At 70.3% G+C, this 21,037-nt stretch carries 18 protein-coding genes; 12 read left to right on the plus strand and 6 right to left on the minus strand.

Annotated features, from left to right (window positions below; genetic code table 11):
• The first annotated feature begins 12 nt into the window (after positions 1-12).
• Positions 13-1,425, plus strand: coding sequence for a phytoene desaturase family protein (locus ACFVW6_RS12645; RefSeq protein ID WP_378831962.1), 1,413 nt, complete (start codon positions 13-15; stop codon positions 1,423-1,425).
• Between the two features lie 187 nt (positions 1,426-1,612).
• Positions 1,613-2,842: a diguanylate cyclase domain-containing protein gene (locus ACFVW6_RS12650; RefSeq protein WP_378831965.1), complete on the plus strand. Its 1,230-nt coding sequence runs from the start codon at positions 1,613-1,615 to the stop codon at positions 2,840-2,842.
• A 127-nt stretch (positions 2,843-2,969) separates the two neighbouring features.
• Here ACFVW6_RS12650 and ACFVW6_RS12655 read toward each other — a convergent pair whose 3' ends face one another.
• The gene (locus tag ACFVW6_RS12655) at positions 2,970-4,892 is read right to left on the minus strand and encodes an acyl-CoA dehydrogenase family protein (protein ID WP_378831967.1); all 1,923 of its coding nucleotides are present in this window, start codon (positions 4,890-4,892) and stop codon (positions 2,970-2,972) included.
• A 107-nt stretch (positions 4,893-4,999) separates the two neighbouring features.
• On the opposite strand from ACFVW6_RS12655, the gene ACFVW6_RS12660 reads away from it, so the two are divergent.
• Complete coding sequence (locus tag ACFVW6_RS12660; protein ID WP_355281125.1) at positions 5,000-5,626, plus strand: TetR/AcrR family transcriptional regulator; 627 nt, start codon at positions 5,000-5,002, stop codon at positions 5,624-5,626.
• Here ACFVW6_RS12660 and ACFVW6_RS12665 read toward each other — a convergent pair.
• Positions 5,602-6,303: a TetR/AcrR family transcriptional regulator gene (locus ACFVW6_RS12665; RefSeq protein ID WP_378831970.1), complete on the minus strand. Its 702-nt coding sequence runs from the start codon at positions 6,301-6,303 to the stop codon at positions 5,602-5,604. The genes ACFVW6_RS12660 and ACFVW6_RS12665 overlap by 25 nt on opposite strands.
• A gap of 185 nt (positions 6,304-6,488) precedes the next feature.
• On the opposite strand from ACFVW6_RS12665, the gene ACFVW6_RS12670 reads away from it, so the two are divergent.
• The 4 genes from ACFVW6_RS12670 to ACFVW6_RS12685 all read left to right on the plus strand — a co-directional run bounded on the left by ACFVW6_RS12670 (position 6,489) and on the right by ACFVW6_RS12685 (position 11,573).
• On the plus strand, positions 6,489-8,210 hold the full coding sequence (locus ACFVW6_RS12670; RefSeq protein ID WP_378832105.1) for an FAD-dependent oxidoreductase: 1,722 nt from the start codon (positions 6,489-6,491) through the stop codon (positions 8,208-8,210).
• Between the two features lie 236 nt (positions 8,211-8,446).
• Entirely contained in the window at positions 8,447-9,847 is a 1,401-nt protein-coding gene (locus ACFVW6_RS12675) for an ATP-binding protein (RefSeq protein ID WP_378831972.1), read from the plus strand.
• A complete protein-coding gene (locus ACFVW6_RS12680; RefSeq protein ID WP_355281117.1) occupies positions 9,844-10,263 on the plus strand; it encodes a roadblock/LC7 domain-containing protein in 420 nt (139 codons plus the stop codon). The genes ACFVW6_RS12675 and ACFVW6_RS12680 overlap by 4 nt, the downstream gene beginning before the upstream one ends.
• Before the next feature lie 47 nt (positions 10,264-10,310).
• Positions 10,311-11,573 (plus strand): cytochrome P450, encoded by a 1,263-nt coding sequence (locus tag ACFVW6_RS12685; RefSeq protein ID WP_378831976.1) that lies wholly within the window; start codon positions 10,311-10,313, stop codon positions 11,571-11,573.
• A 42-nt stretch (positions 11,574-11,615) separates the two neighbouring features.
• Here ACFVW6_RS12685 and ACFVW6_RS12690 read toward each other — a convergent pair whose 3' ends face one another.
• From ACFVW6_RS12690 to ACFVW6_RS12700, 3 genes are all read right to left on the minus strand, one after another.
• Positions 11,616-12,851, minus strand: coding sequence for a cytochrome P450 (locus tag ACFVW6_RS12690; protein WP_378831978.1), 1,236 nt, complete (start codon positions 12,849-12,851; stop codon positions 11,616-11,618).
• A gap of 140 nt (positions 12,852-12,991) precedes the next feature.
• Positions 12,992-13,657: a hypothetical protein gene (locus ACFVW6_RS12695; protein WP_378831980.1), complete on the minus strand. Its 666-nt coding sequence runs from the start codon at positions 13,655-13,657 to the stop codon at positions 12,992-12,994.
• Between the two features lie 51 nt (positions 13,658-13,708).
• Positions 13,709-14,038, minus strand: coding sequence for a DUF779 domain-containing protein (locus ACFVW6_RS12700; protein WP_378831983.1), 330 nt, complete (start codon positions 14,036-14,038; stop codon positions 13,709-13,711).
• A 245-nt stretch (positions 14,039-14,283) separates the two neighbouring features.
• Here ACFVW6_RS12700 and ACFVW6_RS12705 point away from each other — a divergent pair, with 245 nt between their 5' ends.
• Positions 14,284-15,294 (plus strand): LLM class flavin-dependent oxidoreductase, encoded by a 1,011-nt coding sequence (locus tag ACFVW6_RS12705; RefSeq protein ID WP_378831985.1) that lies wholly within the window; start codon positions 14,284-14,286, stop codon positions 15,292-15,294.
• Here the strand turns inward: ACFVW6_RS12705 and ACFVW6_RS12710 are convergent, their stop codons facing one another.
• Positions 15,295-15,840, minus strand: coding sequence for an AAA family ATPase (locus ACFVW6_RS12710; protein ID WP_378831987.1), 546 nt, complete (start codon positions 15,838-15,840; stop codon positions 15,295-15,297).
• Positions 15,841-16,362: 522 nt separating this feature from the next.
• Here ACFVW6_RS12710 and ACFVW6_RS12715 point away from each other — a divergent pair.
• From ACFVW6_RS12715 to ACFVW6_RS12730, 4 genes are read left to right on the plus strand one after another with little or no spacing between them, the layout of a single operon-like run.
• Complete coding sequence (locus ACFVW6_RS12715; protein WP_355281107.1) at positions 16,363-17,412, plus strand: 3-oxoacyl-[acyl-carrier-protein] synthase III C-terminal domain-containing protein; 1,050 nt, start codon at positions 16,363-16,365, stop codon at positions 17,410-17,412.
• Between the two features lie 8 nt (positions 17,413-17,420).
• Complete coding sequence (locus ACFVW6_RS12720) at positions 17,421-18,326, plus strand: hypothetical protein (protein ID WP_378831991.1); 906 nt, start codon at positions 17,421-17,423, stop codon at positions 18,324-18,326.
• A complete protein-coding gene (locus tag ACFVW6_RS12725) occupies positions 18,323-19,984 on the plus strand; it encodes a fatty acid CoA ligase family protein (RefSeq protein WP_378831993.1) in 1,662 nt (553 codons plus the stop codon). Before ACFVW6_RS12720 ends, ACFVW6_RS12725 begins: the two co-directional genes overlap by 4 nt.
• On the plus strand, positions 19,981-21,024 hold the full coding sequence (locus tag ACFVW6_RS12730; protein WP_378831996.1) for an NAD-dependent epimerase/dehydratase family protein: 1,044 nt from the start codon (positions 19,981-19,983) through the stop codon (positions 21,022-21,024). The genes ACFVW6_RS12725 and ACFVW6_RS12730 overlap by 4 nt, the downstream gene beginning before the upstream one ends.
• The last annotated feature ends 13 nt before the right edge of the window (positions 21,025-21,037 follow it).

Below are 21,037 nucleotides of genomic sequence, written 5' to 3' on the forward strand. Positions count from 1 at the left end.
GAGGACGAGTCGATGACAACGGCGACAGTGGTCGGTAGCGGCCCCAACGGCCTGGCCGCGGCCATCACCCTGGCCATGGCCGGCGTGACGGTGACGGTGCTCGAGGCCGCCGACACGATCGGCGGCGGCACCCGCTCGAGCGAGGCGATCGTGCCCGGCCTGCTGCACGACCACTGCTCGGCCATCCATCCGATGGCCGTGGGGTCGCCGTTCCTGCGACGCGTCGACCTCGAGCGGTACGGATTGCGCTGGGCGCGGGCCGACCTCGAGTGCGTGCATCCGCTCGACGACGGCAGCGCCGGCGTCCTGCACCGGTCGGTCACCGAGACCGCCACGGGCCTCGGCGCGGACGAACGGCTGTGGCGCACCCTGTTCGAGCGGACGGTCGCCGGCTACGACGAGACCGGCACCGACATCATGCGGCCGCTGCTGCGGCTGCCCCGGCACCCACTCCGCTTGGCGCGCTTCGGCATTCCCGCGACGGCACCCGCCGCGCTACTGGCGAAGGCGTTCCGCACCGAGCCGGGCCGGGCGCTGTTCGGTGGGGTCGCCGCGCACGCGTTCCAGCCGCTCGAGCGGCCGCTGAGCGCCAGTATCGGGCTGGGCATCCTGACCGCGGGTCACCGCTACGGCTGGGCGGTGGCCGTCGGCGGCTCACAGCGGATCGCCGACAGCATGGCGGCGGCGCTGGCCGACCACGGCGGCAAGATCGAGACCGGCGTGCGGGTGCGCTCGCTCGCCGATCTGCCGATCGCCGACATCACCGTCTGGGACGTCGCGCCGACGGCGGTGGCCGAGATCGTCGGCGACCGCCTCCCGCCCCGGATCGCCCGCGCCTATCGGCGCTTCCGCTACGGGCCCGGCGCGTTCAAGGTCGACTTCGCGGTCGAGGGCGGCGTCCCGTGGACCGCCGCGGCGGCGCGGCGCGCGGGCACGGTGCATCTGGGCGGCTCGTTCGCCGAGATCGCCGCGGGCGAACGCGACATCCACGCGGGTCGGCTGCCCCGGCGCCCGTTCGTCCTGGTGGGTCAGCAGTATCTCGCCGATCCGCAGCGGTCGGTGGGCTCGGTGCACCCCGTGTGGACCTACGCCCACGTCCCGCACGGCTACACCGGCGACGCCACCGCGGCGATCATCGCCCAGATCGAACGCTTCGCGCCCGGGTTCCGGGACCGCGTGGTCGGCTCGACCACCCGCACCACGACGGAGTTCGCCGACTACAACGCCAACTATGTCGGCGGCAACATCATGACCGGCGCCAAGGACATCCCCCAGCTGCTCTTCGGCCCACGAAAGACCCTGCAGCCGTACGACATCGGCATTCCCGGCCACTACCTGTGCTCGGCGGCGACCCCGCCCGGACCGGGCGCGCACGGCATGTGTGGCGTCAACGCGGCCGAGCGCGCCCTGCGCCGGCTGGGCTGATCGGATACCGATCCGACCGGTACCGGGCTCCCCCGACCGGCGGTCGACCGGCCGTCCGGGCGAACTTATCGGACGATCGACCTGGAGTTCGCCAACCTCGGCCTCGGCACTTTCCGCAGGTGGTAGGTTCGATTGCCAGCCCATAGCTGGAAGCGATCCCCACTCGGCCAGGAGGTGGTCAGCCGACATGTCCCGCGCATTCGCCGCGCGCTGGGCCGCGCAGCTGACCGCCACCGTCGACGACGCCGCACCGCCGGAGTGCCTCGTGACCGCGCTCGAGACCTGGACCGAGCGGCTGCTGACCACCCTCGCCACCGGACATCCCGACCCCGTCGTCGCCCAGCGGGCCGGGGCCGCCGTGCACGACCTCGGCTGCGCCGACCCGGTGACCATCGCCCGGTCGATGCCGATCCTGCAGGCGATGAGCGAGGCGGCGGGCGCGGGCCCGGCGGCATTCGGCATCGTCGCGGGCGGCTTCGGGCAGGGCTTCGCCCGCACACTGGCCGACGCCGCCGCCCCGGCCACGGAGGGGCTGGAGACGGCGTTCCGGCACGCGTCCATCGCCATCTCCATCGGCGACGCGCACGGCAACATCATCAACGCCAATCCCGCCTTCGAACGGCTGACCGGCAAGACGCTGGCCGAACTCCAGGGCACCTCGGGCTTCGACCTGGCCGAGGAGGAGGTGCACCACGCCAGGGAACGCGTCCACGGCGAACTCGAGCGTTCCGAGACCGGCACCATCCGGATCGAAGGCGAGTACGAGCGCCCCGACGGCACCGAGGGCTGGGCCAGCTGGACGGTGACCCGATGCGTGTCCGCCTCCGGCGGCCTCTATCTGCTCGGCTTCGGCGAGGACACCACCGAGCGCCGCACCACCACCGAGCGCCTGCACTGGCAGGCCCACCACGACCCGCTCACCGCGCTGGCCAACCGCAGGCACCTGCTCGCCCACCTCGACACGCTGATCACCGCGGCGGCGCCGGACGACGTCGCCGCGGTGTGCGCGCTGGACATGGACGGCTTCAAGGAGATCAACGACGCCTTCGGCCACACCGTCGGTGACAGCCTGCTCATCGAGGTCGCCGCCCGCCTGCAGGCCTGCCTCGATCCCGAGACCGATCTGCTCGCGCGCATCGGCGGCGACGAGTTCATCGCGGTGCTGCCGCCGCCGGCCGACGCGGCGCGCATCCAGCGCACCGTCGACCTGCTCCACGCCGCCGTCGACGAACCCTTCGTCGTCGCCGATCACGAGATCGAGATCACCATCAGCCTGGGCGCGATCGTCTCCCGGATCGCCGGCGCCGAGCCTCGCGACCTGATGACCGCCGCCGACAACTGCCTCTACACCGCCAAGGCCCTCGGCAAGAACCGCTGGATCCTGCGGCACTGGGACCCGGTCCCCACCGGCTCCTGATCCCGGCCTCCCCAGAGGTGGTGCGGCGCAACGGGTCTGCGGGATCCATCGGCCACACCACCGCCACGAACCCTAGCAATAATGTTGCACAGCAACATAATTCACGTTCGCGGACAGCGCCTTCCGGCTAGGGGTTCATCCGGTAGGTGCCCGCCAGTGCGCGAGCCTCGGCGAGCACTCGGTCGAAGCGCGTCCCGTCGTGGACGGGCCTGCGGACGAGGTCCAGCGCGCGGCGCTGCTGGGCGGGGGTCGCGGTCGGCTTGTTGTGCAGGGTCACCGCGTTCGTGGAGAAGGCGCGCACGAAGCCGTCGAAGATCTGGTCGAGCACAGCGGGGTCGGTGCCGTCGATGCGCGCCTGTTCCAGGATCAGCTGCGCGTAGGGCACCGCGGTGAACAGCTCGCCGAGCGCGAAGAGGAAGTCGACGTCCTGCTGCTGGGCTGCGGTCGGCGCCGCGGCGGCCAGCAGACCCTGGAGCGCGAGCACCTGCTCGAGGAACACCGCCACGTTGGGCACGGCGCGGAAGCTCTCGAAGACCGGGCGCCAGTCGGCGAACCGGATCCGGCCCAGGCCGCTGCTCGGACCCTGCCGGAACAGGAACTCGTCATCGGCGGTGTCGCGCCGGGTCGGCACCGGAGCGTAACTGGCACTGGCGAATTCGGCGCGCAGCGGCTTGACCACCGCGCCGAGTCGCGGCGCCAGCTTGCGGCTCGACCAGCTCAGCGCGCCGGTGACCGCCCGCGCGGCACCGGTGGGGGCCACCGCGGCGCCGGGAATCGATTGCAGCGCGGCCAGTCCCGCGTCGGCCGGATGGAACATGTAGTTGGCCATGAACTTCAGCGACAGCGCCATGTTCACGTGCACGGTGCCCTCGAGCCGCGGCAGGCCGAACATCGCCGTCATGGCGACCGGGAAGTACATGTCGTTCTCGAAGCCGCGCGCGGCGATGACATCGGCCAGATCCTCGATGACGCGCTGCCCCTGCCGGGTGACCGACATCTTCTCGATGGCGTTGAACAGCAGGTAGCGGCGATCCTGCGGCGAGGCCGAGCGCATGTAGTCGATCGCGCGCTCGCTGTAGAGCTTCATCGCCACGATGCGCGCGTAGGAGTCGGCGATCAGCGAACGCACCTGCGGGAACTCGGTCACCTTGTGCCCGAACAGGATCCGGTTCTCCGCGTGGTCGATCGCCTCGTAGAAGGAGTGCTCACAGGCGCCGATGGCGCCGAAGCCGAGGTTGAACTTGCCCACGTTCACCGTGTTCATCGCCGCGTGGAACGCGTCCTCGCCGCGATGCAGGATGTCGGCCTCGGCGACCGGGTAGTTGTCCAGCTCGAAGGCCGCGACGTAGATCTGGCTGTTGACCACATTGCGCTGGAGCTTGTAGGCCGGGTGCTGGCTGTCGGCGACGAAGAACAGATACCCCTCGTAATCCGCTTCGGTCGGCTTGCTGGTCAGCGCCTTCGCGCTGTCGATGATGGGCTTGTCGGAGCGGCGGCCGAACACCGACACCATCGAGGCCAGGTTGCCGTTGCCGATGTAGTGCTTGGCGCCGGTGGCCGAGTAGCCGCCGTCGGGCTGCGGGTCGACGATCATGTCGGTGGAGTACACGTCGGCGCCGTGGTCCTTCTCCGAGAGCCCGAAGGCGAAGATCTCGCCGGAATCGAGCTGCGCGGCCGCCTTCTTCTTGGCCGCGGCGTTGCCGCTCTGCCAGATCGGGCCCAGCCCGAGGATGGTGACCTGCCAGACATACCAGTAGGTCATGCCGTAGAAGCCGAAGATCTGGCTGAGCACGGCATTGCGGCCGGTGTCCCAGCGCTTGTCCGGATCGCCGTCGGCCTCGGCCGCCGGGGTGAGGAACGTCGCGAACAGGCGCTCGCGCTTCACGAAGTCCAGGAAGTCGGCGGGCCAGACCTGCTCCTTGTCGTCCTGGAGCAGCCGGGCCTTGCCGCGGGCCTCGAACCAGTCGACGACCGCGTGCAGCAGCCTGCGGGTCTCCGGGTCGAACTGGGCGAAATCGCAGTTCTTCGGGTTGAACAGGACCTGGGGCATCGTCGGCTCCTCGTGCGGGCGTCCAGCGTGGTCGGGCGCTTCATTCATAAATGTAGCATTTTTCTACACGGGTGTAGGAACCTGTCGGCGGTTGCTATCGTGGACCGATGGGAAGCGAGTCGGCCGTTCAGCGGCGAGAACGGGCGGCACATCTCGGGCCCGAGCGCAGACGCCCCCAGGTCCTCGACGCCGCGCTGGCGATCGCGGCCGAGGAGGGCATCGCCGCGGTGACCATGGGCGCGATCGCCGAACACATGGGCGTGACCAGGCCGGTCGTCTACGCCTGCTTCCCCGACCGGGTTCAGCTGATCGACGCGCTGATCGAGCGCGAGGAGGCGTTCCTGGTCTCCGGTGTGCTCGATGTCCTGCCGCCGCGCACGACCGACGCCGACGAGACCGTCTTCGTCGAGGGCTACCGCGCGCTGCTGCACAAGGTGGCGAGCAGGCCCGCCGCGTGGCGGCTGCTCTACGGCAATCCCGATCCCGCGGTCGCCGCGTCCTTCGGCCGGGGCCGGACCCTGGCGATCGCGCGCTGCACCGAACTCCTGCGCCCGACGCTGCACGCCTGGGGCACCGCCGACGCCGAGCACAAGCTCCCCGCCCTGGTGGAACTGTGGGTCTCGGCCGGCGAGGGCGCGGTGCGGACCCTGTTCACCGACGGATCCGGGTGGGAGCCCGATGAGCTGGGCGCCTTCGTCGGCGCGGCCGTCTATCGCGCCATGCGCGCGGCCTGAGCGTCCGCCCGTTCCCGCTCGGCGACCTCGGCCGCCAGCCACGTGCCCATCATGCGCGCCGTCATCGCGATGGCGTCGGCGCGCTCCGGCGCGGAGACCTCCACCGCGGCGGCCCGCACCACAGCGGCGAAACCGGTATTGATGAAGACGAAGGTCACCGTGTCGAGATAGCCGTCGTCGGCGGGCCCGAGCCCCTGGATCAGCACGACCTTGACGAGCAACCGCAGCCGCTGTTCGAACTGCGGCAGCCCGGTGCTGTAGAACTGCACGCCGCCGATCAAGGCCCGCAGCAACGCGGAATTCGCGACCAGGATGTCGCTGAAGATGCCGAGGATCTCGCTGACGATCCGCGTGCAGTACTCGGCCGAGGCGTCGCCACCCGAGCCCGAGAACTCGAAAGCCCGGGCGGTGAAGCCCTGTTCGAGATCGGCCAGCAGGCGATCGAGCAGTTCGTCGACGATGACCGAGCGGTCCGCGAAGTACCGGTACAGGGTGCCGATGCTGACCCCGGCCTCGGCCGCGATGCGATTGGTCGAGGTCTGCGCGACACCGAGCGAGCCGAACAGTTCCGCGGCGGTGTCGAGAATGAGATCCCGGGTCTCCTTCGCGCGATCCTGCGAGGGCTGGCGGCGAAGCTGACCGGGCTGCTTCCGTCGGTGGGTTCCTTTGGGCGGCATTCCTCGACCTCCCCCTTTCACGCCCGGGAGCTGCAGCGCTCCCCAGAATAGGAGAACCGGCCATCGCGCGGTGGCCGCGCGCGCTGTTCCACGTGACAGATCGACCGGCCCGCCATGGTGAATTCGTCCAACGACCTGTGACGTTTCCGTTCCGCGGACATCCGGGCCCTAGTGTCTGGACGGTGTTGGAACAGACCACCGACGGCACCGCGGCCGGGTTCGACTTCGACGTGCTGATCGTCGGTTCCGGCTTCGGCGGCAGCGTCACCGCGCTGCGGCTGGTCGAGAAGGGCTACCGGGTCGGAATCGTCGAGGCGGGCCGCCGTTTCGCCGATGCCGATTTCGCCGCGACGAACTGGGATCTGCGCCGCTACCTGTGGGCCCCGCGGCTGGGGTGTTTCGGCATCCAGCGCGTGCATCGGTTGCGCGACTGTTTCATTCTGGCGGGCGCCGGGGTCGGCGGTGGTTCGCTCAACTACGCCAACACCCTCTACAAGCCGGGAGCGGCGTTCTTCGGTGACCGGCAGTGGGCCGCCATCACCGACTGGGACGACGAGCTCAGCCCGCATTACGACCAGGCCCGCCGGATGCTCGGGGTCGTCACCAATCCGCATCTCACCCCCGCCGACACCGTCATCCGGGAGGTGGCCGAGGAGATGGGCGTGGGCGAGACGTTCGTCCCGACGCCGGTCGGCGTGTACTTCGGCGAGCCGGGCCGCACCGTCGCCGATCCCTACTTCGGCGGTGCCGGACCCGACCGCACCGGCTGCCTCCAGTGCGGCGAGTGCATGACCGGCTGCCGCCACGGCGCGAAGAACACCTTGGTCAAGAACTATCTCGGGCTGGCGGAACAGGCGGGCGCGCAAGTACTTCCGCTGACCACCGTCGACGCGATCCGCCCGCGACCCGACGGCAGCTGGCGCGTGGACACCCGGCGCACCGGCGCCTGGGTGCGCAAGCATCGCGCCACGCTGTCGGCGCGCCAGGTGGTGCTGGCGGCGGGCACCTGGGGCACCCAGAACCTGCTGTTCCGGATGCGTGACCAGGCCGTCCTGCCCGGCCTGTCGGACCGGCTCGGCGTGCTGACCCGGACGAACTCCGAGGCCATTCTCGGCGCGGGCCGGACCACCGTCGACCCGGAGCGCGAACTCACCACGGGCGTGGCGATCACCTCCTCGTTCCATCCGACCCCGGACACCCACGTCGAGCCGGTGCGCTACGGCAAGGGGTCCAACGCGATGGGCCTGTTGCAGACCTACCTCGTCGACGGCGGTCATCGCGCACCGCGCTGGGCCCGGGTCCTGCTCACCGCCCTGCGGCATCCGCTGCTGACGCCGCGCCTGCTGCGCACCGGCCGGTGGAGCGAGCGGACCCTGATCCTGCTGGTGATGCAGAGCCTGGACAACTCGATCACCACCTACACCCGGCGCGGCCTGTTCGGCCGCCGCTTCACCTCGAAACAGGGCTACGGCGAACCGAATCCGTCCTGGATCCCGGCGGGCCACGAGGCCACCCGCCGCGTCGCGGGCAAACTCGGCGCCACCCCGGGCAGCACCTGGCCCGACGTGTTCGGCGTTCCGGTCACCGCGCACTTCCTCGGCGGGTGCGTGATCGGGGCCGACGCGGCGACCGGCGTCATCGACCCGTTCCACCGCGTGCACGGCTATCCCACTCTGAGCATCGTCGACGGGTCGGCCATCTCGGCCAATCTCGGGGTCAACCCCTCGCTCACGATCGCCGCCCAGGCCGAGCGCGCGGCCGCGCTGTGGCCCAACAACGGCGAGCCCGACCCGCGGCCACCGGCCGGAGCGCCCTACCAGCGCATCGCGCCGATCGCACCCGAGCGACCGGTGGTACCCGCCACGGCCGCTGCCGCACTGCGCCTGCCGATCTGGCCGGTGCGCTGAATACCGGCCGCCGTCAACACATTTCGATAGTCCAACAAAGCACTGCTAGGGTGTCCGGGATCGCCGGACAGCGCAGGGCAGCGAGCTCGGGCAGAAACCGAGTTCGCACATGTTCGTCTCGAATGGTGCAGCGGTACAACCACTTCGGACAGTGAACGTCGGCGACGCGGCTCGCCGGAGAGACCGGCGGGGTGCCGGCCACGTGGGCTCTTCGGTCGGTGACGACGAAGGAACCGATGACTCCGACAATCGCGGTGCTCCTGTTCTCTCTTGCCACTCTGGTGCTCCTGGGCGCGGTGACCGTCGCGGTCCTGGCGCTGCGCAACGAACGCCGCGTCCGCCATCGCCTCGACGCGGCCGAACGTGAGCTCTACGCCCACGAGGAGGCGATGACGCGGCTGGCCGAGCTCACCCTGCCGCGCATCACCGACGCGATCCGCCAGCACACCGAACCGATCGTCACCGCGGAAGTTCCCGCCCTGCTCCAGGATTCGCCGTTCGCGCAGAAGGTGGCCAGGATCGCGGTCGGTCATGCCGCCGACCTGAGCCAGGTCCGCCACGACACCACCGCCGCCGTCGAAGCGGCCGCCGAGGAACGGGCCATCGCGCGGGTCGAGGCGGCCGAGGCGGCGACTCGCGCACAGGTCGCCGGCGACGCGCGCGCGGCCACCAACAGCGCGGTCCGTTCGTTCGGGACCACCGTCGTCAGCCTCGGCGCCGATGTCGGCCAGGTGGTCAGCAACGCACTGCGGGAGAACCGCAACGACGAGGTCTACGCGATCCTGAGCCGGATCGACCACACCGTGCAGCAGATGATCCGGCAGGCGCAGTCCTATGTCATCGTCTCCGGCGGCCTGCCCGGCAGGCGCTGGCCGCAGCAGACCGTCGACGAGGTGATCGGCGGCGCGACCAGCCGGGTGCGGGACTACCTGCGGATCCGGTCGGGCAACTGCGATCAGGTGATCGTGAGCCGGGCCGTCGAACCGCTGGTCCACACCGTGGCCACGCTGCTCGACAACGCGCTGCGCTACTCGCCGCCGTCCTCGTTCGTCGACATCTCCTTCCAGGAGGGGCATCACGGCGTCACCCTGATCATCGACGACGCGGGCGTGCGGATGAGCCAGGAGCAGATGGAGGAGGCGCGCCAGGTGCTCTCCGGGGAGCGCGCGGTCGACATCAACTCGCTCGGCCCGTCGCCCCGCGTCGGGTTCCCCGGTGTCGCCGCGCTGGCTCGGCGCTACGGCTTCGCCGCCTATGTCGACGGGCCCAACATCTACGGCGGGACGCGGGCGATGGTCTTCATCCCGGCGGCGCTGCTCGTCGTCGCCGAGCCACGCCCGATCGACCCGGAACCCGTGCTGCGCGAACAGCCCGCGCTCGCCGCCGCGACCGAGACGACCGGTAAGCACCGGCCCGCCGCGGCGCTGCCCGCCGCGCCGGCGCCGGACGATCTCGCCGACAGCCGGACCAGCGGCGGGCTCCCCAAACGCAGGCGTCGAGACGTCGCCCCGCTCGACGACCGCGCGAACACCGCCGACACACCGGGCAGGCCGGAACTCGCCGCCGCCTGGCACAGCGGTTCCCGACACGGCCGCGCCGCGGCCGCGCAATCGACGGAAGGGCAGGACATCCGATGAGCACTCCCCTCGCAGACAGCACCAACCGGCTCGCCTGGTTACTCGACGACCTCGAGCTCGACGGTGTGCGCTTCGCGGTGCTGCTGTCCGACGACGGGCTGCGCATCGCCCACTCCGCCGGTGTCACCCGCGACGAGGCCGAGCGTTTCGCGGCCGCCGCCTCCGGCCTGCGGTCCCTGGGCAAGGCACTCGGCGAGTTCTGCGGCAAGCCAGGAAATCCGGTGCGCCAGAACATGACCGAGTACGAGGAGGGCATGGTGCTGATCACCGCCGGTGGCGCGGGCACCCTGCTCGGGGTCGCGACGAGCAGCGACGTCGACCTAGCCCTGGTCGCGCACCGGATGAACGAGCTAGCGGCCCGGGTCGGGCGCGAGCTGGGGACGGCACCGCGGCGCGGCGATCGGTCGCCCGCGTGACGGCCGACCCGACGCCCTTCCTGGTACCACCGAGAGGAGAACCCGCGGTGCCGCTCGATCTTCCGCTCGACCTCGCCCCGACCCGCTGCCCGGTGTCACCGGACTCGCGCGACGGCCAGGATCGCGTCCCGCTGTACTCGCCGGAATTCGCGGCCGACCCGCAGAGCGCCTATCGCGCCATGCGGCACCGGTACGGCTCGCTGGTGCCGGTGGATCTCGTGCCCGGTGTGCCGGCCACCCTGGTGATCGGCTATCGCACGGCCGTTCAGATCCTCAACGACCCCGACCATTTCCCGGCGGATCCGCGCATGTGGCAGCGCGAGATCCCCGTCGACTGCCCGGTGTATCCGATGATGCGCTACCGCCCCAACGCGATTCGCACCAGCGGCGCCGAACACGTCCGGTACCGGCAGGTGACCGTGGCCGGGCTGGCGGGCGTCGACCTGTATCGGCTGCACCGGACCGTGGAACAGATCGCGATGCCGGTGATCGACGGCTTCTGCGCCGACGGCACGGCGGATCTGCTGAGCCAGTACGCGTTCCCGGTCGTCTTCGCGACGATCAACGCCATGCTCGGCGTCCCCGAGGAGATCGGCGGACGGGTCGCGACCGGGATGGCCCAGATGTTCGAGGGCGGCGACACCGCGGTCCGCGGCGCGCAGATGCTCGAGGACGCGCTCTACGACCTGGTGCGGCTCAAACAGGCCACCCCCGGCGACGACATCACCACCCGGCTCGTGCAGCACCCGCAGCAGCTCAACGACGAAGAGCTGATGAACCAGCTGCTGACCATGTACGGCGCCGGGATCGAGCCGATGCTCAACCTGGTCCTCAACACGATCCGGCTGATGCTCACCGATCACCGCTTCGCGGGCAGCCTGCTCGGTGGCAGCCTGTCCACCCGCGACGCGCTCGACGAGGTGCTCTACACCGATCCGCCGATGGCCAACTTCTGCACCACCTACCCGCGCCAGCCCATCCTGGTCGACGACGTGTGGCTGCCCGCCCACCAGCCGGTGGTGATCAGCATGGCCGCGTGCAACAACGATCCCTCGATCGGCAGCGGTGACTTCCTGGACAACCGGGCACATCTGGCGTGGAGCACGGGCCCGCACGGCTGCCCGGCCAAGTCCCCCGCCTACCTGATCGCGCAGGAGGCGATCGATCAGCTGCTCGACGCGCTGCCCGAGCTGGAACTAGCGGTGCCCGAGGCCGAATTGGTCTGGCGTCCCGGGCCGTTCCACCGCGCGCTGGCCGCCCTGCCGGTGCGCTTCCCGAAGACGCCGCCGCTCGCGACGCCGTCGCGATGAGCGTGGTCCCTGCTCGGGCGTCCGAGCAGGGACCACCGCCGGCTACTCGCCGTGCACACGCACCGGCAGGTGCTTGTGCCCGTTGGAGATGAAGCTGGGCACGGTACCCAGCTCGCCGACCGGCGCGGCCAGACTCATCGCGGGGAACCGCTCGAACAGCGCGGGCAGCGAGACCAGTGCCTCGAGCCGGGCCAGCGGCGCGCCGAGGCAGTGGTGCACGCCGTAGCCGAACGCCATGTGGGACTTGTCGGCCCGGGTCGGATCGAATTCGTCGGCGGTCTCGCCGTGCCGCTTGGGGTCACGTCCCGCGCCCGCGTAACTCGCCAGGATCGCCTCACCCTGGGCGATGTGGACGCCGTCGATGTCGATGTCGGACACCGCGAACCGCAACGGCAGGTGCGCCACCGGCGACTCGTAGCGCAGCGTCTCCTCGACGACGTCGGCCCAGGTGATCGTGCCCGCCGTGACCTCGGCGAGCACCGCGGGCCGGGTGAGCAGCGCGATGATCGCCTGATCGAGGAGGTTGACGGTGGTCTCGTGACCGGCCGAGATGACCAGCAGCAGGGTGCCGATCAGTTCTTCCTCGGTGAGCGCGCCGCCTTCGTCCTCGTCGCGCTGCGAGATGAGCAGGCTGGTGATGTCGTCGCCGGGGTGCTCGCGGCGGAAGGCCACCAGCTCACCGAGGATCCGGTACATCTCCAGGTAGTTGGCCTGGGACTGCTCCGGGGTGAGCGTGGTGTCGAAGATGCCGTCGACACACGTCCGCAGGCCCGGGTTCAGCGATTCGGGCACGCCCATCAGCTCCGAGATCACTTGGATCGGCAGCGGATAGGCGAAGTGCTCCCGCAGGTCGACGGCCTCGCCCGGCGGGGTCTCGGCCAGCGCGTCGAGCAGGTCGGTGGTGATCCGCTCGACCTGTTCGCGCATGGCCTCGGTGCGGCGTGCGGTGAACGCGGGCGCCACCAACCTGCGCAGCCTGCGGTGGTCGGCGCCGTAGGCGGTGAACATGTTCGACACCGCGACCCACAGGAACAGCGGCCAGTCGGGCGGGATCTCGCCCGCGACGAACGACGGCCAATGCTGCGAAGCGTCCTTGGAGACCCGCGAATCGGTCAGCAGCTTCTCCAGCAGCGCCTGATCGGTGACCGACCACGCCGGCACCCCGCCGGGCAGCTCGACCAGCACCGCCGGGCCCTGCTCCCGGATGCGCGCGCTCTCCCCCTGGATGTCTTCCCCTGTTGTATCGATTACCAACCGACTCGTTACCGATTCCACCATGAACCTCTCGATCACCGGTGTTTCCCGGACCCCAATGCAGGCGATCGCATCGAAACATACTGCTGGACTGAACCTTCCGATTCGGTTAGCGATGCTACCGGTACGCCCGACCGGTCGCAGGGACTCGGCGACAGCGACGTTCAGGCAGTGGCGACGCGATCACGCACGTAGGCAAGGGCATTCACGGGCCCCACCTGGGCGTCCTCGGCCCGGAGACACATCTCGTACCGCGCCAGCGCCTCGTCGAGCCGGTCCCCCGGGCCGCGCTCGGCCAGCAACACCACGACCGCTTCCCAGGTGCGCGACCCCGGGTCGGGGTCGGCGAGCAATTCGTCCAGATAGCGGTCCGGTTCCAGCAGGCGCAGCGCCCGGCGCGCGTAGACGTGGACCCGGCGCGGCAGTTCCGCCCGCAGCGCCTCGATGTCGGACTGCCGTACCTGCTGTCCGTCGACGGTGGGATCGACGCGCAGCGACCACGGTTCGGTGTATTCGGCGGGTATCCCCCGCAGTTCGACGAGTCCGGGCCCGGTCGCGTCCGCGAGCGTCGTGGGCGGACCGCCCAGCCGCTGCCTGCACCAGTCGCCGAACTCCCACCACGCCGTCGGCGTCGCGCTCACCTCCAGCCCGAATCGGACCTCCTGCTGACCGTCGGTCCAGCTCCGCTGGACCCGGCCGCGGCCGACCGACGCCACCCCACCCGCCGCCACCTGCGTCCATCTGGCTTCCGATCCACGAAAACCGTATGGCTGCAGCAGCTTTCCCACATCCCGCGTCAACCGGCGCAACGCCGGGTCCAGTCCGACCATCCCGGCAGGGTAACCACACCCACCGACAACCCCCCGTCGGCCGTCGGAGTGCTAGGAGGCCTCCTCGACGAGGCCCGTCGTCGCCTGTGCGCTCTCGATGCGCAGGGTGAAGCGGAAGCCGCAGGAGGATTCCAGCGAGGCGCTCCGGCGATCGGCGGCGGGCGCGGTGCGGACATCGATGCCGACGTCGAGGTCCTCCAGCCCGACGTGAAAGCGTTCGGCCAGCCAGAATTCCGTGTGCCAGGCGGTCTGGCCCGCCAGGACGTCGCCGTCGTCGGCGTGGAAGTCGGTGCGGCGCACACAGATCGGGGTGTGACCGTCGGAGTCGGGCGGGAGGTACAGGACGACGGGTCCGTGCATGGCGGTCAGCAGTTGCAGCACGTGACGGGCGTCCTCGGTCGTGTCGATGGCTCGATGACGGTGGTTCGCGGCATGAACGTGCGGAGGCCGCTCACGGCGTCCGGACCCGGCTTGGTAAGGCATGGTGCACTCCTCGGAAGATCTCGGTTGTCGGGGTCGCCAGACACTATGGGTGGGCAAGGTTGGTCCAGGGTTGGTGCCGATCGAATCTTGCGAAGCCGCGACCCGCCGTGGAATCTCCCGCGACACGCGGCGTTGACAGGGATATGACCCCGATACCCGAGGCGACTCGCCTCTCGATCCTGGATCGCTCGCGTGTCCGGCGTGGCCAGTCTCACGCCGACGCGCTGCGCGACACCGTCGAGTTCGCCCAGCTGGCCGAGCGGTGGGGATATCACCGATTCTGGGTCGCCGAACATCACAGCGTGCCCGGTGTCGCAGGCACCGCACCGACGGTGCTGGCCGCGGCGGTCGCGGCGGCCACCGCTCGGATCCGGGTCGGGACCGGCGGTGTCATGCTGCCCAATCATCAGCCCCTGGTTGTCGCCGAGCAGTTCGGTGTGCTGGCATCGCTGTTCCCCGGGCGGATCGATATGGGTCTGGGGCGCTCGGTGGGCTTCACCGACGGTGTGCGCCGGGCGCTCGCCCACGATCGGGCCGATGCCGAGGATTTCGACGCCGACCTGGGCGAACTGCTCGACTATTTCGCCGCGGGCCGCTTCGGCGTGCACGCCGGAGCGGCCGAGGGCGCGCACCTGCCGACCTTTCTGCTGGCGACCGGTTCGGGCGCCGAGCGGGCGGCCAGGTTCGGGCTGCCGCTGGTCATCGCGCAGGTCGGCGGCCGGGCGGCGATGGTGCGGGCGATCGAGCGCTACCGCGCCGAGTTCCGGCCGTCGGCACGAGCCGAGCAGCCGTATGTGATCGTGTCGGCGACCGTGATGATCGCCGACACGACCGCGCTGGCACACCGGCTCCTGCTCCCCGAGGCGTGGTCGAGCGCGTATTCACGCACCCGGGGCGAATTCCCGGCGCTGCTCTCCCCCGAGGAGATCGATGCCACGACGATGACCGCCCGGCAGCGTGAGCTCTTCGAGCGGGCACTCGACGACCAGATCCACGGTTCCGAAGCGGAAGTCGCCGACTCGCTGGGAGATCTGATTACCCAGACCGGCGCCGAGGAAATCCTCGTCCACACGAGCACTTTCGATCGGACGGCACGGCTGGATTCGCATCGGCGGCTGGCACGGATGGCGGGGTTGCGCTCCGCCGCCCACTGATCAGCCGACCGCGGCCTCGGTCCACGCCCTGGCCAAAATCTCCTCGACGGTCTGCTCCGGCGTCTGCTCGGAGGTGTCGAGCCAGAGCCCGAGCCGGGGCGTGTGGTTGCGCAGACCGTCGTCGAGCAGGTCGATGGTCCACCGGTGATACGCGTCCTTGCCCCGGGCCGCTTCCCTGGCCGCGATGGCGTCCGGCCGGGGCGCGAGCACCACGACCAGCAGCGGCCGATGCCGGATCAGCTCGATCATCTCCGTCAGGTGCTCGCCGAGGACGACGTCCTGGGCCAGCACCGTGAAGCCCTCCCGGAAGTACTCGTCGCAGGTTGCCGCCGTCAGCCGGTGCCGCAGGCGCAACTGCCGCACGGCTTCCTCGGACGGTTCCGGCGCCATCTCCTCGCGCCCGTTGATCACCATGCGCCGGAAGACATCCCCGCGCACATGCACCGAGCGGGGTAGCCGCTCGGCCAGCATCTGCGCGATGGTCGACTTCCCCGCGGCCTGGATCCCGGTGAGTAGAACGATGACCTGTGGCAGCGACCGGGTCACGCGGCAGCCCCTTCCTGATCGCGCGGCCGATGGTCAGGACAGCTGCCACCGGGTCGCGCCCGTACGGTGCCGACGAGGCTACGCCGTCGATGGTGTGCTGGGCCACAGAGTTTGTCGGCGCGGCGAGTTATCCTCTCGCGACAAACTTACCGGCGGGCATTTTGCCCCGGCGACAAAAGGTGTGGCCCCGGCGATACATTCCGTCCGGAGTTCATTCGTGAGGTCCCTCACTCCGAACCCTCGCCGACTCGGCACCCGACCCGCCCGCGACCGCGCATCGAGGCGATAGCCACCCTCTGCCCATACGCCGTAAACGATTGCATCACCGCTGCTCACCATCACTTCTCCAGCGATAGCCACATAGCCAAGACTTTCGGTCACACATAGGTGTATCGATGGTCGTGCGCCCGTCCGCAACCGTTCAGATCGCTTCCGGGCGAATGCTTTTTCTCCGGTAGGGTTCCGTCCCACCGATGGTCGGAAATGATCCCAGGCGCACTTACAGACGTTGGAGGAGTTCACGTGTTGCATTCACGTTTCGAGTCGATCGGCGCATATCTTCCGTCGAATATCGTCTCCACCGCCGAATTGATTTCCCGTTTGAAAGTACCGCCCTCGTTCGATCTGGAGCGGATCACCGGGATCAAGGAACGGCGCGTGCGCGACACCGCGCCCGACGCCATGCAGGACTCGTTCGCGCTGGCGGTGCACGCCGCGCAGGACTGCCTGACCAGGTCGCGCTACGCCGCGAGCGAACTGGACGTGATCATCTCCTGTTCGATCACCCGCAGCAATCAGGGCACCCGCATGTACATGGAGCCCTCGTTCGCCTCGACGATCGCCCAGGCGCTCGGCGCCGACGCGGCGATCACCTTCGACGTGTCCAACGCCTGCGCCGGAATGCTCACCGGCACCTACATTCTCGACCGGATGATCCGGGCGGGTGTGGTGCGCAACGGCATGGTCGTCAGCGGTGAGTCGATCACCCCGATCGCCGACACCGCCGTGAACGAGATCTCCGAGAAGTACGACCTGCAGTTCGCCTCGCTGTCGGTGGGCGACTCGGGGTGCGCGGTCGTGCTCGACCAGGCCGTCGACGAGGCGGACATGATCCACTACGTCGAATTGTTCACCGCCGCCGAGCATTCGCACCTGTGCCTGGGCATGCCCAGCGACAAGTCGGCGGGTGTCGCGCTCTACACCGACAACCGCAAGATGCACAACGAGGCCAGGTTCATGCTGTGGCCGGACGCGCAGGGCACCTTCCTCGAGCAGCGGGGCCGTACCTTCGCCGACGAGCAGTTCGACTACATCATTCACCACCAGTTCGGCGCGGCGGCCGTGCCGTACATCAACGGCGTCGCCGCCCGCGAGTTCGGCACCCCGATGCCGCCGGACCTGAACGTGATCGAGAAGTACGGAAACACCTCGACCACCTCGCATTTCATCGTGCTGCACGACCAGCTGTCGGAGCAGCGCATCGAGACCGGGTCCAAGCTCCTCATGGTTCCGGCCGCCTCCGGCGTCGTCGCCGGCTTCCTGTCCACCACCATCTCTTCGCTGAAGGTCTGAGGTTCGTCATGGGCGTGCGTATCCGAGCCACCGGCGCCAGCAGGGCCGCCGACACCCACAGCATCGTCGAGCACAGCGGCCGCGCCGCGCGGCAATGCCTGCAGCGAGCCGATGTCCGGCCCGAGCAGGTGGGCGTGCTGATCAACACCGGGATCTTCCGTGACTCGAACACGGTCGAACCGGCGGTCTCCGCGCTGATCCAGAAGGCGGCGGGCATCGGCCTCGACTACACCAGGGACGATCCGCGGACGTTCTCCTTCGACCTGATGAACGGCGCCGTCGGGGTGCTCGACGCCGTCCGGGTCGCCGGGTCGGTGCTCGCCACCGGCAGCACCGAGCACGTGCTCGTCGTCGCGGGCGACACCCACCCCTCGCTCACCCGCGGCACGGCCGACGCCGAATTCCCCTATGCCACCGCCGGTGCCGCGCTGCTGCTCGAGCAGGTCGACGGCCCGGAGGGGTTCGGGCCGGTGCACTCCGCGCGGTCGACGGGCAGTCCCGCCGAGGTCGCCTATGTCGACACCGCGACCATGGGCGCGATCGGCCGCAGCCTGATGACCATCGAGCGCGACGCCGATTTCGAGGACCGGATCCTGGCCGTCGCCGACGACGCGGCGCGCGCCGCCCTCTCCGCCGCCGAGATCGACCCGGCCGGCCTGGTCTTGATCGCCTCGACGCCGACGCCGCACTTCCCGAAGCGGCTCGCCGACGCCCTCGGCATCGACCAGGACGCGGTGCGCACGCCCGACCTGGCCGACGGCGACCCGCACACCGCCGCGCTGCCGCTGGCCTACGACCGCGCGGTCGCCGAGCGCTCGCTGACCGGCCGCACCCACGTGCTGTTCGTCGCGGCGGGCGCGGGCCCGTCGGCGGCCGCCACCCTGTACCGACTACCCGCGGAGACCACCGCGTGACCACGGCGACCTACTGGCGGACCATCGACGACTTCCGGCGTTTCGCGCAGGCCGAACCCGATCGGGCCGCGGTGATCTACCCCGACGGGCAGACCGCCGCCGGTCTGCCCGACTACCGGCGGATCACCTATCAGGAGCTGGATCTGTGGTCGGACGCGATCGCCGAGCAGCTCCTCGGTTCGGGGGTGAGCAGCGGGACCAGGACCATCGTGCTGGTGCTGCCGAGCGCGGAGCTGTACGCGATCCTGTTCGCGCTGTTGAAGATCGGCGCGGTGCCGGTGGTGATCGACCCGGGCATGGGTGTGCGCCGGATGGTGCACTGCCTGCGCGCGGTCGAGGCGGAGGCGTTCATCGGGATTCCCCCGGCGCACGCGCTGCGGGTGCTGTTCCCGCGCAGCTTCCGTCGCGTGCGCACCACGCTGACGGTGGGACGCCGCTGGTTCTGGGGCGGACCCACCTTGCGGGTCTGGGGCCGGACACCGTCGGGCCCGCTGCCCGAGCGGGTGGCCGCCGCACCCGAGGACGTGCTGATCATCGGATTCACCACCGGCAGTACGGGTCCGGCCAAGGCGGTGGAGCTGACCCACGGCAATCTGGCCGCGATGGTGGAGCAGGTGCACGCCGCTCGCGGCGGGACACCGCCGGGGACCTCGCTGATCACCCTGCCGCTGGTGGGCGTGCTCGATCTGCTGCTCGGCGCGCGCTGCGTGCTGCCGCCGCTGATTCCGAGCAAGGTCGGGTCGACCGATCCGGCGCACGTGGTGGACGCGATCGACCGCTTCGACGTGCGCACCATGTTCGCCTCCCCCGCCCTGCTCATTCCGCTGCTCGAGCACCTGCGCGCGCACCCGGCCGAGCTGAGCACGCTGTCGAGCGTGTTCTCCGGCGGTGCGCCGGTGCCGGATTGGTGTGTCGCGGGGCTGCGCGAAGTCCTGAGTCCCGACGCCGAGATCTACGCGGGCTACGGCTCGACCGAGGCGCTGCCGATGTCGACCATCGAGTCCAGGGAGCTGCTCGACGGACTGGTCGAGCGCGCCCACCAGGGGGACGGCACCTGCATCGGCCGCGCCGCCGATCGGGTCGAGGTGCGCTTGCTCGCCATCACCGACGATCCGGTGACCGACTGGAACGAGGCGGTTCACCCGGCCGGGCCGCGCGCGGTGGGCGAGATCGTCGTCACCGGCCCGAATGTCAGCACCCGCTACTACTGGCCCGCGGCGGCCAACGCGGCGGGCAAGATCGCCGACGGCGACCGCACCTGGCACCGCACCGGCGACCTGGGCTGGATCGACGAACAGGACCGGATCTGGTTCTGCGGGCGCAAGAGTCAGCGGGTCGAGACCGCGCGCGGGCCGATGTTCACCGTGCAGGTCGAGCAGGTCTTCAATGTGGTGCCCGGGGTCGCGCGGACCGCACTCGTCGGCCTCGGCGCGCGCGGTATCCAGCGGCCGGTGCTGTGCGTCGAGCTCGAACCCGGTGCCGACCCGGCCGCCGCCCTGACCCGATTGCGTACCCGCGCCGTGGAATTCGAGATCACGGCGCCCGTCACGGAGTTCCTCGTCCATCCCGGGTTCCCGGTCGACATCCGGCACAACGCCAAGATCGGTCGTGAGGAACTGGCCAGGTGGGCGGCGAAGAAACAGGAGTCACGACGATGAAGGTCCTGGTCACCGGCGCGTCCGGGTTCCTCGGTGGCGCGCTCGTGCGCGCGCTGGTCGCCGAGGGCGCCCACGACGTGTCGATCCTGGTGCGACCCACCAGCGTGCTCGACGATCTCGGCCCGGCCCGCGAGCGGGTCACGGTCGTGTACGGCGACCTCGCCGACCCGGCCTCGCTGGCCCGCGCGACCGCCGGCATCGACGTCGTGGTGCACAGCGCGGCCCGGGTCGACGAACGCGGCACCAGGGCCCGCTTCTGGGCGGAGAACGTGACCGCCACCGAGACGCTGCTCGACGCGGCGCGGCGCGGTGGCGCGGCCCGGTTCGTCTTCGTGTCCAGTCCGAGCGCGCTGATGGACCGCGACGGCGGCGACCAGCTCGACGTCGACGAAGCACTGCCCTACCCGCACCGCTACCTGAACTTCTACTCCGAGACCAAGGCCGCCGCCGAACGGTCCGTGCTCGCCGCGAACACCGACAGCTTCACCACCGTCGCGCTGCGGCCGCGGGCGATCTGGGGCGCGGGTGACCGTTCGGGTCCGATCGTGCGGCTGCTCGGCCGGACCGCGACCGGGTCGCTGCCCGATCTGTCCTACGGCCGCACGGTCGAGGCGTCGCTGTGCCACGTGGACAACATCGTGCGCGCGTGCGTGCTCGCGCTCACGGCGGAATCCGTCGGCGGCCGGGCGTATTTCGTGGCCGATGCCGAGAAGACCGATGTGTGGGCGTTTCTCGGCGCGGTCGCGACCCGGCTCGGGTACGCGCCGCCCTCGCGCAGGCCGAACCGTCGCGTGCTCACCGCCGTCGTGGCGGCCGTCGAGGCTGTGTGGCGCATCCCGGCCGTGGCCACCCGCTGGTCGCCGCCGCTGTCGCGGTACGCCGTCGCGCTGATGACCCGCAGCGCCACCTACGACACCGGCGCCGCCCGCCGCGATCTCGGCTACACGCCGGTCATCGATCGCGACACCGGGCTGGCCGGATTCCTCACCTGGCTCGATGCCGAGGGTGGCATCGAAACGCTCACCAGGGACCTGCGGTAGTCACCGCACGACC

Source organism: Nocardia sp. NPDC058244 (assembly GCF_042882065.1).
Lineage (GTDB): Bacteria > Actinomycetota > Actinomycetes > Mycobacteriales > Mycobacteriaceae > Nocardia.

Excerpts from the sequence above, each read along its gene's own strand:
- ACFVW6_RS12695 (WP_378831980.1), bottom strand. The coding sequence starts at position 13,657 with ATGGTCGGACTGGACCCGGCGTTGCGCCGGTTGACGCGGGATGTGGGA.
- ACFVW6_RS12705 (WP_378831985.1), top strand. The coding sequence starts at position 14,284 with ATGACCCCGATACCCGAGGCGACTCGCCTCTCGATCCTGGATCGCTCG.
- ACFVW6_RS12730 (WP_378831996.1), top strand. The coding sequence starts at position 19,981 with ATGAAGGTCCTGGTCACCGGCGCGTCCGGGTTCCTCGGTGGCGCGCTC.
- ACFVW6_RS12660 (WP_355281125.1), top strand. The coding sequence starts at position 5,000 with ATGGGAAGCGAGTCGGCCGTTCAGCGGCGAGAACGGGCGGCACATCTC.
- ACFVW6_RS12680 (WP_355281117.1), top strand. The coding sequence starts at position 9,844 with ATGAGCACTCCCCTCGCAGACAGCACCAACCGGCTCGCCTGGTTACTC.
- ACFVW6_RS12675 (WP_378831972.1), top strand. The coding sequence starts at position 8,447 with ATGACTCCGACAATCGCGGTGCTCCTGTTCTCTCTTGCCACTCTGGTG.
- ACFVW6_RS12720 (WP_378831991.1), top strand. The coding sequence starts at position 17,421 with ATGGGCGTGCGTATCCGAGCCACCGGCGCCAGCAGGGCCGCCGACACC.
- ACFVW6_RS12650 (WP_378831965.1), top strand. The coding sequence starts at position 1,613 with ATGTCCCGCGCATTCGCCGCGCGCTGGGCCGCGCAGCTGACCGCCACC.
- ACFVW6_RS12655 (WP_378831967.1), bottom strand. The coding sequence starts at position 4,892 with ATGCCCCAGGTCCTGTTCAACCCGAAGAACTGCGATTTCGCCCAGTTC.
- ACFVW6_RS12690 (WP_378831978.1), bottom strand. The coding sequence starts at position 12,851 with ATGGTGGAATCGGTAACGAGTCGGTTGGTAATCGATACAACAGGGGAA.
- ACFVW6_RS12645 (WP_378831962.1), top strand. The coding sequence starts at position 13 with ATGACAACGGCGACAGTGGTCGGTAGCGGCCCCAACGGCCTGGCCGCG.
- ACFVW6_RS12665 (WP_378831970.1), bottom strand. The coding sequence starts at position 6,303 with ATGCCGCCCAAAGGAACCCACCGACGGAAGCAGCCCGGTCAGCTTCGC.